This window comes from Alphaproteobacteria bacterium, from assembly GCA_020638555.1.
Taxonomy (GTDB): domain Bacteria; phylum Pseudomonadota; class Alphaproteobacteria; order Bin95; family Bin95; genus JACKII01.
Window position 1 is genome coordinate 994138 of the sequence record JACKII010000002.1, and the last position, 13481, is coordinate 1007618.

13 protein-coding genes are annotated in these 13481 nt (G+C 65.7%); 3 read left to right on the forward strand and 10 right to left on the reverse strand.

Annotated elements, in window-relative coordinates:
- From H6844_10485 to H6844_10505, 5 genes are all read right to left on the reverse strand, one after another.
- On the reverse strand, positions 1-999 hold the full coding sequence (locus tag H6844_10485; protein ID MCB9929825.1) for a branched-chain amino acid ABC transporter permease: 999 nt from the start codon (positions 997-999) through the stop codon (positions 1-3).
- A complete protein-coding gene (locus tag H6844_10490) occupies positions 996-1835 on the reverse strand; it encodes a branched-chain amino acid ABC transporter permease (GenBank protein MCB9929826.1) in 840 nt (279 codons plus the stop codon). Before H6844_10490 ends, H6844_10485 begins: the two co-directional genes overlap by 4 nt.
- Before the next feature lie 163 nt (positions 1836-1998).
- Complete coding sequence (locus H6844_10495; protein ID MCB9929827.1) at positions 1999-2703, reverse strand: ABC transporter ATP-binding protein; 705 nt, start codon at positions 2701-2703, stop codon at positions 1999-2001.
- Between the two features lie 27 nt (positions 2704-2730).
- Positions 2731-3495 (reverse strand): ABC transporter ATP-binding protein, encoded by a 765-nt coding sequence (locus H6844_10500; protein MCB9929828.1) that lies wholly within the window; start codon positions 3493-3495, stop codon positions 2731-2733.
- Positions 3496-3632: 137 nt separating this feature from the next.
- Positions 3633-4946, reverse strand: coding sequence for an ABC transporter substrate-binding protein (locus H6844_10505; GenBank protein MCB9929829.1), 1314 nt, complete (start codon positions 4944-4946; stop codon positions 3633-3635).
- 134 nt (positions 4947-5080) lie between these two features.
- Here H6844_10505 and H6844_10510 point away from each other — a divergent pair, with 134 nt between their 5' ends.
- Together H6844_10510 and H6844_10515 are read left to right on the forward strand one after the other, a co-directional pair.
- Positions 5081-5569: a thioesterase family protein gene (locus H6844_10510; protein MCB9929830.1), complete on the forward strand. Its 489-nt coding sequence runs from the start codon at positions 5081-5083 to the stop codon at positions 5567-5569.
- A 7-nt stretch (positions 5570-5576) separates the two neighbouring features.
- Entirely contained in the window at positions 5577-6077 is a 501-nt protein-coding gene (locus H6844_10515; protein MCB9929831.1) for a pentapeptide repeat-containing protein, read from the forward strand.
- A 92-nt stretch (positions 6078-6169) separates the two neighbouring features.
- Here H6844_10515 and H6844_10520 read toward each other — a convergent pair whose 3' ends face one another.
- The gene (locus H6844_10520) at positions 6170-7939 is read right to left on the reverse strand and encodes a chloride channel protein (GenBank protein ID MCB9929832.1); all 1770 of its coding nucleotides are present in this window, start codon (positions 7937-7939) and stop codon (positions 6170-6172) included.
- A gap of 448 nt (positions 7940-8387) precedes the next feature.
- On the opposite strand from H6844_10520, the gene H6844_10525 reads away from it, so the two are divergent.
- The gene (locus H6844_10525) at positions 8388-9791 is read left to right on the forward strand and encodes a M20/M25/M40 family metallo-hydrolase (protein MCB9929833.1); all 1404 of its coding nucleotides are present in this window, start codon (positions 8388-8390) and stop codon (positions 9789-9791) included.
- A gap of 12 nt (positions 9792-9803) precedes the next feature.
- Here the strand turns inward: H6844_10525 and H6844_10530 are convergent, their stop codons facing one another.
- The 4 genes from H6844_10530 to H6844_10545 form a co-directional block, all read right to left on the reverse strand.
- Positions 9804-10112: a hypothetical protein gene (locus tag H6844_10530; protein MCB9929834.1), complete on the reverse strand. Its 309-nt coding sequence runs from the start codon at positions 10110-10112 to the stop codon at positions 9804-9806.
- 31 nt (positions 10113-10143) lie between these two features.
- Positions 10144-10836: a CBS domain-containing protein gene (locus tag H6844_10535; protein MCB9929835.1), complete on the reverse strand. Its 693-nt coding sequence runs from the start codon at positions 10834-10836 to the stop codon at positions 10144-10146.
- Positions 10837-10959: 123 nt separating this feature from the next.
- Positions 10960-12477 carry a YifB family Mg chelatase-like AAA ATPase gene (locus tag H6844_10540; GenBank protein MCB9929836.1) on the reverse strand — a complete coding sequence of 506 codons (1518 nt, stop codon included), beginning with the start codon at positions 12475-12477 and terminating at the stop codon, positions 10960-10962.
- A gap of 84 nt (positions 12478-12561) precedes the next feature.
- Positions 12562-13428, reverse strand: a complete 867-nt coding sequence (locus H6844_10545; GenBank protein MCB9929837.1) for a methylated-DNA--[protein]-cysteine S-methyltransferase — start codon at positions 13426-13428, stop codon at positions 12562-12564.
- Positions 13429-13481 lie beyond the last annotated feature (53 nt).

Below are 13481 nucleotides of genomic sequence, written 5' to 3' on the forward strand. Positions count from 1 at the left end.
TTACTCCGCCGGAGCGGCCGAGCGGCGGCCGCCGCCCAGGGCCTTCTGCACCGCATCGATGATGCCGCCCAGAATGCCCTTCGGCAGGAAGACGATGAACAGCACCAGGGCAATGCCATAGATGGCGTTGTCGAGGCCGACCGCATCCGTGCCGATATAGACGCGCAGGATCTCCGCCAGCAGCAGGGTGATGATCGCGCCGAATGTGGGGCCGAACTGGGTGAAGATGCCGCCGGCCACCACCGCAAACACGATCTGCAACGAAATCCCCAACCCGGATACGGTGTCGGGCGAGATGAACAGTTGGTATTGCGTGTACATCGCGCCGCCGAACGCGGTCATGATCGCGGACAGCACCGTGATCTTCAGCTTTTCCCGCGTGACATTGATGCCCGAGGCGGATGCGCTGTCCTCGTCCTCGCTGATCGCGTCCAGGGCATAGCGCATCATCGAGCGGTCGACCGCGCGCCAGACCAGCAGGCCGACCATCCAGACGCCGATGGCGATCAGGAAATAGGCCTCCTTGGTGTCGAACTGCAATGACATCAGCGACGAGACATCGTTGTTGCCCTTCGGGTCCGGCGTGAAGCCCAGCGAGCCGCCGGTGTAGTCGCGCGTCGCCACCACGACCTGGCGCACCACCTCGGTCAGGGCCAGCGTCACCAGGGCGAAATAGTGGCCGGTGATCTTGAACTTGAAGCACGGGTAGCCGACGATCACCGCCAGCAGCGCCGCACAGGCCAGCGCGATCGGAATGCCGATCCAGGGGGTCAGTTCCGCATAGTTCCACAGCAGCGCCGTTACATAGGCGCCGATGCCCATGAACGCGCCATGGCCCAGGCTCACCAGCCCGAACCGGCCCATCAGCGACCAGCCGGTATAGGTGAAGCTCCAGATCAGGATGATGATCATGATGTGCAGCGGATAGGGCGGCACACCCACGAACGAGATCACGGCCAGCGCGACCGCGAGGACGATGGGCAGGATCAGGCTGTTCATGACCGTTTCCCCAGCAGACCTTCCGGCCGCACGAACATCATGGCGATGAAAAAGACGAAGGCGAAGACATAGCCCCACTCCAGATCGAAGTGATAGCCGCCGAGCGAGATCAGTTCGGAGAAGATGAAGGCGGCGATGAACCCGCCCAGCATGTTCCCCAACCCGCCGAGGACGCAGATCATGAAGGTGATCGGGCCGAAGCTGAGCCCGACGAACGGGTGAATGTCGTACTGCAACACCAGCAGACACGCCGCCAGGCCGGCCAGGCCGCCGCCGATCACGCTGGTGATGACATAGAGCTTGCTCTGCTGCGCCCCCATCAATGTCATGATTTCCCGGTCCTGGCTGATCGCGCGGATCGCCGTGCCGAGGAAGGTGCGGCTCAGAAACATGTAGAGCAACACGACGCAGACCGCCGCCACCACGAACGCCGCCAGCCGCGAACCGGAGATGTAAATGTCCTCGGTCAGGGCGAACGAGCCCAGCGAGACGCCGACATTCTTGAACTCAACGCCAAAGGCGATGGTCGCCGCGCTCTGGAAGAAGAACAGCAGGCCGCCGGTCGCCAGCAACTGGTTGATCGGCGCCGAGTCCAGCAGGTGCTCGATCACCAGCCGGTGCACCAGATAACCGACCAGGGCCGTGACCAGAATGCCCACCGGCATGGCGATGAACAGGGGCAGGCCCAGCATGTTGTGGGCATAGTAAATCGCGTACATGCCCAGCATCACGATTTCGGCGTAGCAGATCCACACCACGTCGATCACGCCGAAAATCAGGTTCAGGCCGATGGAGAGCAGCGCCAGCACGCCGCCCAGCAACAGCCCGTTGATCATGGCCTCGTAGAGGAACACGTCGGTGAAGGCGAATTCCACATCGCCTTCCGCAACGATGCCCGGCACATAGGCCAGACAGAAAAAGGCGATGGCTGCGATGATGATCAGCCAAACGCGCGAGTCGATTTTGTTCACTTGCCTATTCTCCCAAGCGCGCCGGCCATCACAGGCCCATATAGAGGCGCCGGACCTCTTCGCTTGCCGCAAGCTCCCGGGACGAGCCGCTCATGCGGATCGAACCGGCTTCCAGCACATAGGCCCGGTCGACGACCTGCAGCACCTGCTGCACGTTCTGCTCGACGATCAGGACCGTCAGGCCCCGTTCGCGGATTTGCTGCACCAGTTCGAAAATGCGCTGCACGATCACCGGCGCCAGACCGGCGGACGGCTCGTCCAGCAGCAGCAGTTTCGGCTCGCTCATCAGCGCGCGGCCGATGGCGCACATTTGCTGCTCGCCGCCGGACATGGTGCCGGCCAACTGGTGGCGCCGCTCCTTCATGCGCGGGAACAGTTCGTAGACGAAGGCCAGCCGCTCGTCGAACTTGGCCCGGGCCGAGGGGATGAAGGCGCCCATGCGCAGATTGTCTTCCACGGTCATGCCGGGGAACAGGCGCCGGCCCTCGGGCACGTGGGCGATGCCGAGCGTGATGATCTCGTGCGGCGGGGTCTTGGTCAGGTCTGCGCCTTCCATGACCATCGTTCCGCCGCGGGCCGCGATCAGGCCGGAAATGACCCGCATCAGCGTCGTCTTGCCGGCGCCGTTCGGCCCGATGACGGCCACCGCCTCGCCGGCCCGAACCTCCAGGCTGACGCCGAACAGCGCCTGGAAGGTGCCGTAGCCGGCGTCCACATTCGATAAATTGAGCATGATGTCAGAATGCCTAGCCGTAACGGGTCAGGTGCGCGCCGCGGCGCCGCGCTCGGCGGCCTCGCTCGCATGGCTGGCGTCGGTGCCCAGATAGACCTCGATCACCCTTGGGTCGCCGGCGACATCCGCCGGGCTGCCCTCGCAGATCTTCTCGCCGTGATCCAGCACCATGACGCGGTCCACCACCCGCATCAGCACGCCCATGATGTGCTCCACCCAGATGATGGTGATGCCCATTTCCTTGCGCACCATGTTGAGCATGTCCGCCGCCTGGTCCATCTCGGCATCGTCGAGCCCGCCCAGGCTTTCGTCGGCCAGCAACAGGCGGGGCCGGGTGGCGAGCGCCTTGGCCAGTTCCAGCTTTTTCAGCCCGGCCGCGCCCAGCGTGCCGACTTCGGCCTTGGGGTCCGTCGGCAGGCCGACGATTTCCAGGGCCCGCTCGGCCGATTCCCAGGCTTGCGTCCGCGTGACGTCGTCCTGGCCGTAATAGCCGGCCAGCGCCGCATTCTCCAGAATGGTCAGGCGCCGGAACGGCCGCGGAATCTGGAAGGTGCGGCCGATGCCCAGATGGGTGATGCGATGCGGTTTCAGCCCCGCCAGTTCGCGCCCCTCGAACACGATCGAGCCCTGGGTCGGTGGAAACGTGCCGGACAGCATGTTGAAGGTCGTGCTCTTGCCAGAGCCGTTCGGGCCGATCAGACCCAGGATTTCGCCTTCTTCCACATCGAAGGACACATTGTTCACGGCCGTGAAGCCGCCAAACCGCTTAACGAGATTTCTGACAGCCAACACCGCCGGTTACTCTCTTCTCTTACAGTGAAGAACCCTTCCGTCCCGGCCGGGGCAGGGAAAGCCACCCCGCACCCAGCACCCGGGGAATTCGAGGCAATGTGCGGGGTGGCCGTTCGGAAGGGAGCGACCCGCCAGGCCTATTTGGCGAAGGGCGAGCTGCTCGGCAGCGGCAGGACCGGATCGACGGTCTGCAGTTCTTTCGGCCAGGCCACTTTGATTTCGTGGTTGATGTACTGGACGATCACCGGGAAGGCGCGTTCGTTCTGGCCGTCCATGTCACTGCCCGGCTGCGGGAATTTGGCGCCGAAGCCCAGCAAGGTCCCGCCGGTCGGAATGTCGAGTTCCAATGCGGCCTTGCGCAGGGACTCGGCGTCGATGCCGCCGAACTTCTCGATGGCGACCGGCAACACCTTGGTGAAGAACAGATAGGTGTTGGACGCGGCCATGCCGACATGGGCCGAGATTTCCTTCAGGTCCATGTCCGGCGTGCCGTTCTCCTTGGCGAACGCCTTGCCGAATTTCTCGGTGATCTCGCCCAGGCCCGGCGCCAGCGATTTCGGGTTCAGCAGCCAGATCGACACCGGGTCGACGTTGAAGATGTAATTGGCGCCGTCGCCGAAGGCCTCGTACAGCTTGCTCGGCACGCCATAGCCGGCGCCATGGCCGATCAGCACCTTGAACCGCAGGCCCTGCTCCTGGGCCTGGCGCAGGAACAGCGTGATGTCCGGGTTATAGCCGGTGTGCAGGATCACGTCCGGCCGCGCCCGCTTCAGCTTGGTCACCAGCGACGAGAGGTCGGGCGCCGTTGCCGAATAGCCCTCGTCCAGCACCACTTTCATGCCGAATTTCTTGGCGGTCGCCAGATTGCCGGCGGCCACGCCGGAGCCGTAGGGGCCGTCCTCGTGGATGATGGCGACCTTCAGCTTGCTGGGTTTGATGCCCAGCTTTTCTTCCGACATGGCGTTCAGGAAGCCGACCGAGGTCTGGCCGTACTGGTCGCTGTGCACGGTCGGGCGGAACACGTATTGCAGGTGGCGGTCCTTCAACACGGCCGACGAAATGCAGGTGGTGATCCACATGAATTTCTTCAGCTGGTCGACGCGGGCGGCCACCGGCACGCACTGGGCCGAGCTGTAGAAGCCCAGCAGCATGTCGACGTGTTCCTGCTCGATCAGGCGGACGGCCTCGTTGATTGCCACATCGGGCTTGGACTGGGCGTCGGCATAGATCGGATCGATCATATAGCCGTCAACGCCGCCCTGGCCGTTGATATAGTCGATGGCGATCTTGGCGCCCTTGGCCTGCAACTCCGATCCGCCGCCGGCCAGCGGTCCCGTGTAATCGTATATGACGCCGACCTTGATCTTCTTCTCTGCGGCGTGTGCCGTTGCGATCATCGCAACCGCTGCCGCTCCCAGCGCAAGCGCGCGGGCAAATTGACCCAAACCCATGGCGTTCCTCCGTGTTCGTGTTATGCAAGGGGCCGAAGCGGCTTCGACAGTCATGGAGGCGCTACAATATGTCAAGACTGGGCGCGGCGCGTGCCCGTGACCGCCTGCAACACCTTTTGGAGCGACCCGGAACCATGACGGCCAAGGCCCCTCTCGCCATCCACACCGACAGCGTGCGCCCCGAATGGATCGACTATAATGGCCATATGAACGTCGCCTTTTATGTGCTGGCGTTCGACTATGCCACCGATGCCTTTTTCGACTATCTGGGCCTGGGGGAGGCATACAAGAATAAGTACAACTTTTCGACTTTTACCCTGGAAGGCCACATTACCTATGATCGGGAGGTGCTGGAGGGCGATCCCCTGGCCTTCAAAACCTACCTCCTGGATTATGACGACAAGCGCATTCACTATTTCCACGAGATGTACCACGGCACCGAAGGCTATCTGGCGGCCACGAACGAGTTGATGACCATCCATATCGACATGAGCCAGCGCCGATCCGCGCCGTTCGCGCCGGAGATGAAAGAGCGCCTCGAAGCCCTGATGCAGGAGCACCGCCATCTGCCGCGCCCGGAAAAAGTCGGCCGCACCATCGGGATCCGGCGCAAGGCCGGGTAGGCGCGCCATGCGACGCTCTCTCTGCATCGCTCTGTTCGCCGGCCTGCTGGCATTGCCGGGGGCTTCGGCGCATGCGGATTGTGTCGACCCGCCGGGGCCCAAGGTCGATTGGACCCGCTGCTATTTCGACGAGCGCAACTTCTCCGGCGTCACCCTCGTCGAGGCGCGGTTGAAGGACGCCACGTTCAGCCGCGGCAACCTGACCGACGCCGATCTCTCCGGCGCCGATGCGAGCCGCGCCAAGTTCATTCACGCCACCATGGTGCGGGTGCGCCTGACCGAGGCGCGGCTGCGCGAGGCGGATTTCACCAATGCGGACCTGCGCCAGGCCACGTTCGAGGGGGCGGATTTGAGCCGGGCCCGGCTGTTCCGGGCCGATCTGCGCGGCGCCGATTTCTCCAATGCCAAGATGCGCGGCGCCGACCTGCTGGAGGCGAACCTTTCCGGCGCGCTCTGGACCGATGGCCGCCGCCGCTGCGCGGAAGGGTCGATCGGCCAGTGCCGCTGAGGCAACGGCCGATCCCGACGCCTCACTGACGGAAGTGGCACAGCACTTCCTCACGCCTCACTGACGGAAGTGGCGCAGCACTTCCTCACGCCTCACTGACGGAAGTGGCGCAACACTTCCTCGCCGATATTTTCGAGCGAGATCACGCCGCGGACGTCGTTGATCCGCGGCACGCCCTTGTTTTCCACCACCAGCGCCACGCCGCCGACCCCGTGTCCCAGCCGTTTCAGCACGTCGTGCAGAATGTCGGTGGGGCGGGCGAGCACGAACCGTAGCGACTTCTGCGGCCGGACCGTCGCCCCGGTTTCTTCGGACGAGTCGAAATAGGTCTCGTACGGCACCACGGATTTGATGTGGTCGCCCTCGTGGAAGATCACATAGTGCGGGCGCGGCTCCGTTGCCTTGACCTGCGCGGCGGCGGCGGCCATGCCCGTATCCACCGGCAGGACGAGAAAGCGTTCGTCCATGACATTGCCGGCATGGCGCACCAGGAACATGTTGGTGTGCCGCTCTTTCGGGATGCGGTGCCCGCGGCCAACCAGTTTGATCGTATAGATGTTTTCCGGCGACAGGGCGCGGCGCACGCCAATCGCCAGCGCCACGGCGGTCACCATCGGGACGATCAGGTTGTAATCCCGTGTCATCTCGAAAATCATGACGATTGCGGTCATGGCCGCGCCCGTGGCGCCGCCGACCATCGCCGCCATGCCGACTAGCGCGAACTCCCCGACCGAAAAGCCGCCGTCCGGCCAGATATAGGCCAGGATGGCGCCCACGAGCCCGCCGAGCGTGCTGCCCAGGAACAGCGACGGCGAAAACACACCGCCCGACGCGCCCGACCCCAGGCTGATCGTCGTCGCCAGCAGCTTGGCGATGAACAGCACCGCCAGGATGGTGATGGAGTTGAACTGGTCATCCAGAATGCCCTGGATGGTGACGTAGCCGGCGCCTTCGATGAAATACTGGCCATAGACCAGCGACAGCACATACATCGCCGTGCCGATGATCGCCATGCCGATAATGTTCTGGACATAGATATTGACCGGCAGGCTCGGGAACACGTCTTCCAGATAGGACAGCAGCCGAATAAACGCGACCGCGCCCAGGCCGATGACCACGCCCAGCAGGATGAAGCCGCCCAGTTCCGGCAGGTTGATGACGTCGACGACCGGGTCGGAGATCAGCGGCACCGTGAACGCCGGCGCCATGCCGAAGAACATGCGGCCGACATAGGTCGCCGTCGCGGTGGCCAGCACCACCGGCAGGAAGGTGCGGCTGGAGACCTCCGGCATCAACAATTCGACCGCGAACATCACGCCGCCCAGCGGTGTGTTGAAGGTGGCGGCGATCCCCGCGCCGGCGCCGGACGCCAGCAGGGTGATGCGTTGCCAGGGCGCCAGCCCCAGAAGCTGGGCCAGGCTTGAACCGAAGGACGAGCCGATCTGGATGATCGGGCCTTCGCGGCCGACCGATGCGCCGGTGCCGATCGACAGCGCCGAGGCCAGCGACTTCACCACCGCAACCACCGGGCGGATCTTGCCCTCCTTGTAATAGACCGCGTCCATCACCTCCGGCACGCCGTGCCCCCGAGCCTCCGGCGCGAAGGTCTTGACCAGGTAGACGACACCCAGGCCGCCGATGATCGGCACCAGAATGACCAGTGGCCCCCAGACGCCCACCTGGGTCGGCACGTGGCTGATTTCTTCCCAGGAAAAGACGCCAAGAAACGCGGCGTTATGAATCAAGGCGATCAATAATCGGAAAAAGATGGCGCCAAATCCGGTCACCACCCCGATAATGATCGCCAAAATGCATAGCTTGACGAGTTCGTACCTGGACTTCCGCTTGAATATGGTGGGCATAGGTTCGTCTTGAAGGCTGGGGTGGCAAGTTATGGGATTTGAAACTGCGGCGTCGGAATGGACCTATTCTTGGCCGATAGAGCCATAATCGATCCGAATCCAACCTGGGAACGGGTTGGAAAGCCCATTCCACCGCCTCACGATGGCTGCCCCCGACCGGGAGGGCGAAAACAAACACGGATACGCACGGTGAAGTAGCGCAGACAAGTCGCTTGCAACCACCTTACCCGCCCCTCGGACCCGGGGGGAAGCCGGAATTATCAGTGTGTAAGCGACCGTTGATTGGCCAACGATGTTGCAACACATCATCGGATTGATCGACGGGCGTGAAGTCGCATGCCGTCGCAACCCACGGCATCGGGGCGCCGGACATTGGCGTTCGGGATGGCCTGGACTACAGTGCCCGCGGCCTCGGCCCGAAAGCCTCCCCGCGTTCCGGAGTTTCCGCATGTCCCGCCCCATCGACGCCGTTCTCGCCCATGCCGATGCCGACCTCGACGGCTCGCTCGGCCGGTTGTTCGACTTCCTGCGCATTCCATCGATCAGCACCGATCCCGCCTACAAGGACGAATGCCTGCGCGCGGCGGGGTGGGCCGCGGACCGGCTGGCCGAGTGCGGGTTTCGCGCCGAAATCCGGCCCACCGCCGGCCATCCGATGGTTGTCGCCCACCATGACGGCGCCGGCCCCGACGCGCCCCACGTGCTCTATTACGGACATTACGACGTGCAGCCGCCGGAACCGTTGGACCTCTGGCACACCGGCCCGTTCGAGCCGACCCTGGTGGACGGCCCGCACGGCAAGCGCATCGTCGCCCGCGGCGCGGTCGACGACAAGGGCCAGGTGATGATGTTTTTCGAGGCGTTCCGGGCCTGGCACGCGGTGCACGGCAACCTGCCCTGCCGCGTCACCGTGTTCCTGGAGGGCGAGGAGGAATGCGGCTCGCCCTCGCTCGTTCCCTTCCTGGAAGCGAATCGGGCGGAGCTATCCGAGCCCGACATCGCCGTGGTTTGCGACACCGGCATGTGGGACGTGGACACGCCGGCCATCACCACCATGCTGCGCGGCATGGCCTATACCGAGGTGAAGCTGACCGGCCCGTCGCGCGACCTGCATTCCGGCCTGTATGGCGGCAGCGCGCTCAACCCGATCAACGCACTTGCCAAGATCTTGGGCGACCTGACCGACGACGCTGGCCGGATCCAGTTGCCGGGCTTTTACGACAATATCCCCGAGCGCTCGATGGAGCAGAAGGCGGAATGGGAGGCGCTGGGCTTCGACGAGGCCGCCTTCCTGGCCGATGTCGGCCTCTCCGCGCCGTCGGGCGAGGCGCAGCGCAGCGGGCTGGAGCGGCTCTGGGCCCGGCCGACCGCCGACATCAACGGCATCTGGGGCGGTTATACCGGCCCCGGCTCCAAGACCGTGATCGCCTCGGAAGCCTTTGCCAAGGTCTCTTTCCGCCTCGTCACCGGCCAGGACCCGGACCAGGTGGTGCGCGCCTTCCAGCAATTCTGCGACGACCGCGCGCCGGCCGGCGCCAGGGTCGAGGTGTCGGACCTGCACGGCGCCCCGGCGATGGAAGTGCCCCTCGACCTGCCGGAGCTTCAGGCCGCGCGGGCGGCGCTCGCCGACGAGTTCGGCCGGCCGGCGGTGACGGTGGGCTCCGGCGGTTCCATCCCCGTGGTGGAGAAGATGAAGCGCATTCTGGGCCTGGACAGCGTGCTGATGGGCTTCGGCCTGAACGACGACCAGATCCACAGCCCGAACGAGAAGTTCGAGCAGGTCTGCTTCCACCACGGCCTGCGCTCCAACGCCCGCCTGCTGGCCAAGCTGGCGGAAGCGGCAGGCGCCTGAACGGGGGAGGGCTCAGCCCTCCGTCCCGACCTTCTGCCAGAGTGCGCCGGCTTCGCGCAGCTTCTCCAGCACCGGCGGCTGAAGTCCTTCCACCTTGGCCGTCTCCTCGGCCGCGGCGGCCAGCAGTTCGGCCAGCAGGTAATAGTGCAGGTGAAAGCCCACCTGCCGCTTCTCGCCGGTCTGGTGTTGCAGGTAGAGGTGCAGGCCTTCGCCGTCGGCCTTCACGTCGTACCGGCTGCTGTGGCTGAACGAGCCGTGGTAGAACTTGTCCGGAAAGTCGATGGAGACTTCGGCCTGGTCGGTGATGGGTTTCGAGGTCATGGGGTGCAAGCGTTCCTGTCGGGAGCCGGGGTCAGACGCCGCTCAAGAGCTGGGCGTTGGCGGTCACGTGCATGCTAACCGATTTGACGCCGCGCACCGACTCCGCCGCGACGCGCAGGGCATCGGCCTCGTCCCGGGTCGAGACGACGCCCCACAGATCGACGACCCCGTTGGCGACGACCACATTCAGATAGAAGGCCGGGACGCCGGTGTCTTCGATATGCCGCTCCACCTCGGCCCGCAACTGGGTGTCGTTCATCGACGGGGCCGGCGGCCGCGCGGCATAGATCGCCGAGAGCGCCTGCACCAGGTTCGACCGGCTGACAATGCCCACCAGCTGCCCGTTGTCGATGACCGGAACCCGTTTGATTCTGTGTTCTTCCAACAGGTTGGCCACGGTTTCCAATGTGTCGTCTGAATGTACGGAGACGATGGATCGGCTCATCAGGTCGGCGGCCTTCATGGCATGGGTGCGGATATAGCGCTGGGCCGTGCCTTCGGAGGAGCCGAACAGGGTGAGCCACCACGAACGGCGATGCGCGGTCTCGGTCTCCGCGCGCCGCATCAGGTCGCCCTCGCTGACAATGCCGATGACCTTGCCGCGGGGATCGACCACGGGCAGGCCGCTGATGCCGGCCGAGACCATCGTGTTGGCAATTTCCGTGACCCGTGTCTCCGGTGTTACGGTGATGACGGTTTTCGTCATGACGTCTTTGACCAGCATCGGCAATCTCCTTCCCGTCTGCTGAGACCGGGCGCAGTCTCCTGCGTCAATATTGGGAAGTTTGCGCCCGATTACCAAACGGGGATTTGATTTCGCTCAATTCGGCCAGCCCGAACGACGGCGCTATCCGCTGCGGCGGCGATAGCTCAGCGCCTCGGCGATGTGCGGGCGGCGCACGGATTCCGCCCGGTCCAGGTCGGCAATCGTGCGGGCGACGCGCAGGGTGCGGTGATAGGCGCGGGCGGAGAGTTGCAGGCGCTCGGCCGCGCGCTGCAATAGGGCCAGTCCCTCGGCATCGGGCGTGGCGATGGTCTCCAGCAGCCCGCCCTCGGCCTCCGCGTTCACGCGCAGGTGTTGGTCCGGGGCCAGCGCCCGGAAGCGTTCGCGCTGGATCGCGCGCGCCTCCGCCACCCGTGCCGCCACCTCCGCCGTGCCGTCCTCGGCCGGCGGCAGCGCCAGGTCGGCGGTGGAGACCCGCGGCACCTCCACCACCATGTCGATGCGGTCGAACACCGGACCGGAAATGCGAGCCTGATAGTCGGCGGCGCATTTCGGCGCCCGTGAGCACGCCCGGCCGGCATCGTCGATATGGCCGCAGCGGCAGGGATTCATGGCCGCGATCAACTGCACGTTCGCCGGATAGGTCACGTGTCGGTTGGCGCGGGCGACGGTCACGGTGCCGCCCTCCAGCGGCTGGCGCAGCGCCTCCAGCGCCGGCCGGGTGAATTCCGGCAACTCGTCCAGGAACAGCACGCCGTAATGCGCCAGCGACACCTCACCCGGCTTGGCGCCGACGCCGCCGCCGACCAGCGCCGGCACGCTGGCGGAGTGGTGCGGGTCGCGATAGGGCGGATGGCGCAGGATGCGGCCGCCCTCCAGATTGCCGGCCACCGAGTGGATCATGCTGACCGAGAGCGCCTCCGCCGGCGTGAGCGGTGGCAGCAGGCCCGGCAGGCGCGCGGCCAGCATGCTCTTGCCGGAGCCGGGCGGCCCGCTCATCAGCAGGTTGTGGCCGCCGGCCGCCGCGATCTCCAGCGCGCGCTTGACGGTCTCCTGCCCCTTCACGTCACGCAGGTCCGGTGCGGCGGGAGGCGCCGCCAGCGCGGCCGCCTTCGGCGGCGTCAGCGTCGTGTCGTCGTTCAGATGGTTGATGAGTTCCAGCAGGTCGCGCGGCGCCACCGCCTGCACCGATCCGGCCCAGGCCGCCTCGCCGCCGTTCGCCAGCGGGCAGACAATGCCCAGATTGCGGCTGAGCGCATGGATCGCCGCCGGCAATACGCCCGCCACCGGCGCCAGGGTGCCGTCCAGCCCCAGCTCGCCCAGCACCAGCCACTGCGCCGCCGCGCTGGCATCGACCTTGCCGAGCGCCACCAGCACCGCCAGGGCGATCGGCAGGTCGTAATGCGAGCCCTCCTTGACCACGTCCGCCGGCGCCAGGTTGACGGTGACCCGCGTCGGCGGGATCGCCATGCCGATGGCGGCCAGCGCCGCCCGCACCCGTTCCTTGCTTTCCGAGACCGCCTTGTTCGGCAGGCCAACGACGAAAAAGCCGGGAATGGCGCCGCGGGCGAGGTGAACCTGCACGTCGACCGGCAACACCTCGACCCCGTTGAACGCTGCCGTCTGGATATGCGCGACCACGCCGGTAGGCTTTCCCTGCAACGAAGACTGTCGGCAGGATAGGCCGGCGGGGGGTTAAGAAACCGCTAACGCCGCTAGCCGCGCTTAAGCGGCCTTTTGCCGATGCGCCGCTTCCCAGCCGATCATGGCCATTTTGCGCGGCAGGCCCCATTCGTAGTTGCGCAGATAGCCGCTGGTCAGAATCGCCCGGTGGCAGGGAATCAGGAAGCTGACCGGGTTCCGGCCGATGGCGGCGCCGACGGCGCGGGCGGCGCTCGGCTGGCCGATGGCATTGGCGACCCATTGATAGGGCACCAGCGCGCCGTCCGGAATGCGCAGCAGCGCCTCCCACACCCGGACCTGGAAATTCGTGCCGGTCAGGTGCAGCGGAATGCGCTGGCCTTCTTCGCCGAAAATGGCGGCGGCCGTCGCCCCGGTCGCGGCCCGGTTTTCTGCGAATGTCGCCGCGGGCCAGCGCGCCTGCATGTTCGCCAGCACCGCCTGCCGGCCCGCCTCGCCGGAGGCAAAGGCCAGGCCGCAGACGCCGCGCTCTGTCTGCATCACCAAGGCGTCGCCGAAGGGCGAGTTGTGCCAGCCCCACTGAACCGCCAGCCCCGCGCCGCGGCGTTTGTAGTCGCCGGGGGTGATCCCCTCATGCGCCACGAACAGGTCGTGCAGCCGCGACGGTGCCGAGAGGCCGGCGGCATAGGCGGCGTCGAGCACGCTGTCGGCCTCCGCCAGGCGTTCCTTGGCATAGTCCAGGGTCAGATAGCTGAGGAACCGCTTCGGGCTGACGCCGACCCAGCGCGTGAAGACCTTTTGCAGATGCGCCGGCGCATAGCCGATATGCTCGGCCAGGTCCTCCAGGCTCGGCTGTTCGGTGCGCATGTCGGCGAGCCAGGCCATGGCGGCCTCGATCAGCGCGTATTGCGGCTGGGTGTCGTCCGGGTGTGGGGGCAGGGGAGCGTTCATGGCGGGAAGTCTCCAGCGGTGATCTCGTCTCGCCCTCTAACATCGCGCTCGCC

Bases quoted from the DNA above. Each gene is read 5' to 3' on its own strand.
- H6844_10520 (MCB9929832.1), bottom strand. From the start codon at position 7,939: ATGCCCACCATATTCAAGCGGAAGTCCAGGTACGAACTCGTCAAGCTA.
- H6844_10545 (MCB9929837.1), bottom strand. From the start codon at position 13,428: ATGAACGCTCCCCTGCCCCCACACCCGGACGACACCCAGCCGCAATAC.
- H6844_10505 (MCB9929829.1), bottom strand. From the start codon at position 4,946: ATGGGTTTGGGTCAATTTGCCCGCGCGCTTGCGCTGGGAGCGGCAGCG.
- H6844_10530 (MCB9929834.1), bottom strand. From the start codon at position 10,112: ATGACCTCGAAACCCATCACCGACCAGGCCGAAGTCTCCATCGACTTT.
- H6844_10515 (MCB9929831.1), top strand. From the start codon at position 5,577: ATGCGACGCTCTCTCTGCATCGCTCTGTTCGCCGGCCTGCTGGCATTG.
- H6844_10485 (MCB9929825.1), bottom strand. From the start codon at position 999: ATGAACAGCCTGATCCTGCCCATCGTCCTCGCGGTCGCGCTGGCCGTG.
- H6844_10510 (MCB9929830.1), top strand. From the start codon at position 5,081: ATGACGGCCAAGGCCCCTCTCGCCATCCACACCGACAGCGTGCGCCCC.
- H6844_10490 (MCB9929826.1), bottom strand. From the start codon at position 1,835: ATGATCAACGGGCTGTTGCTGGGCGGCGTGCTGGCGCTGCTCTCCATC.
- H6844_10535 (MCB9929835.1), bottom strand. From the start codon at position 10,836: ATGCTGGTCAAAGACGTCATGACGAAAACCGTCATCACCGTAACACCG.
- H6844_10525 (MCB9929833.1), top strand. From the start codon at position 8,388: ATGTCCCGCCCCATCGACGCCGTTCTCGCCCATGCCGATGCCGACCTC.
- H6844_10495 (MCB9929827.1), bottom strand. From the start codon at position 2,703: ATGCTCAATTTATCGAATGTGGACGCCGGCTACGGCACCTTCCAGGCG.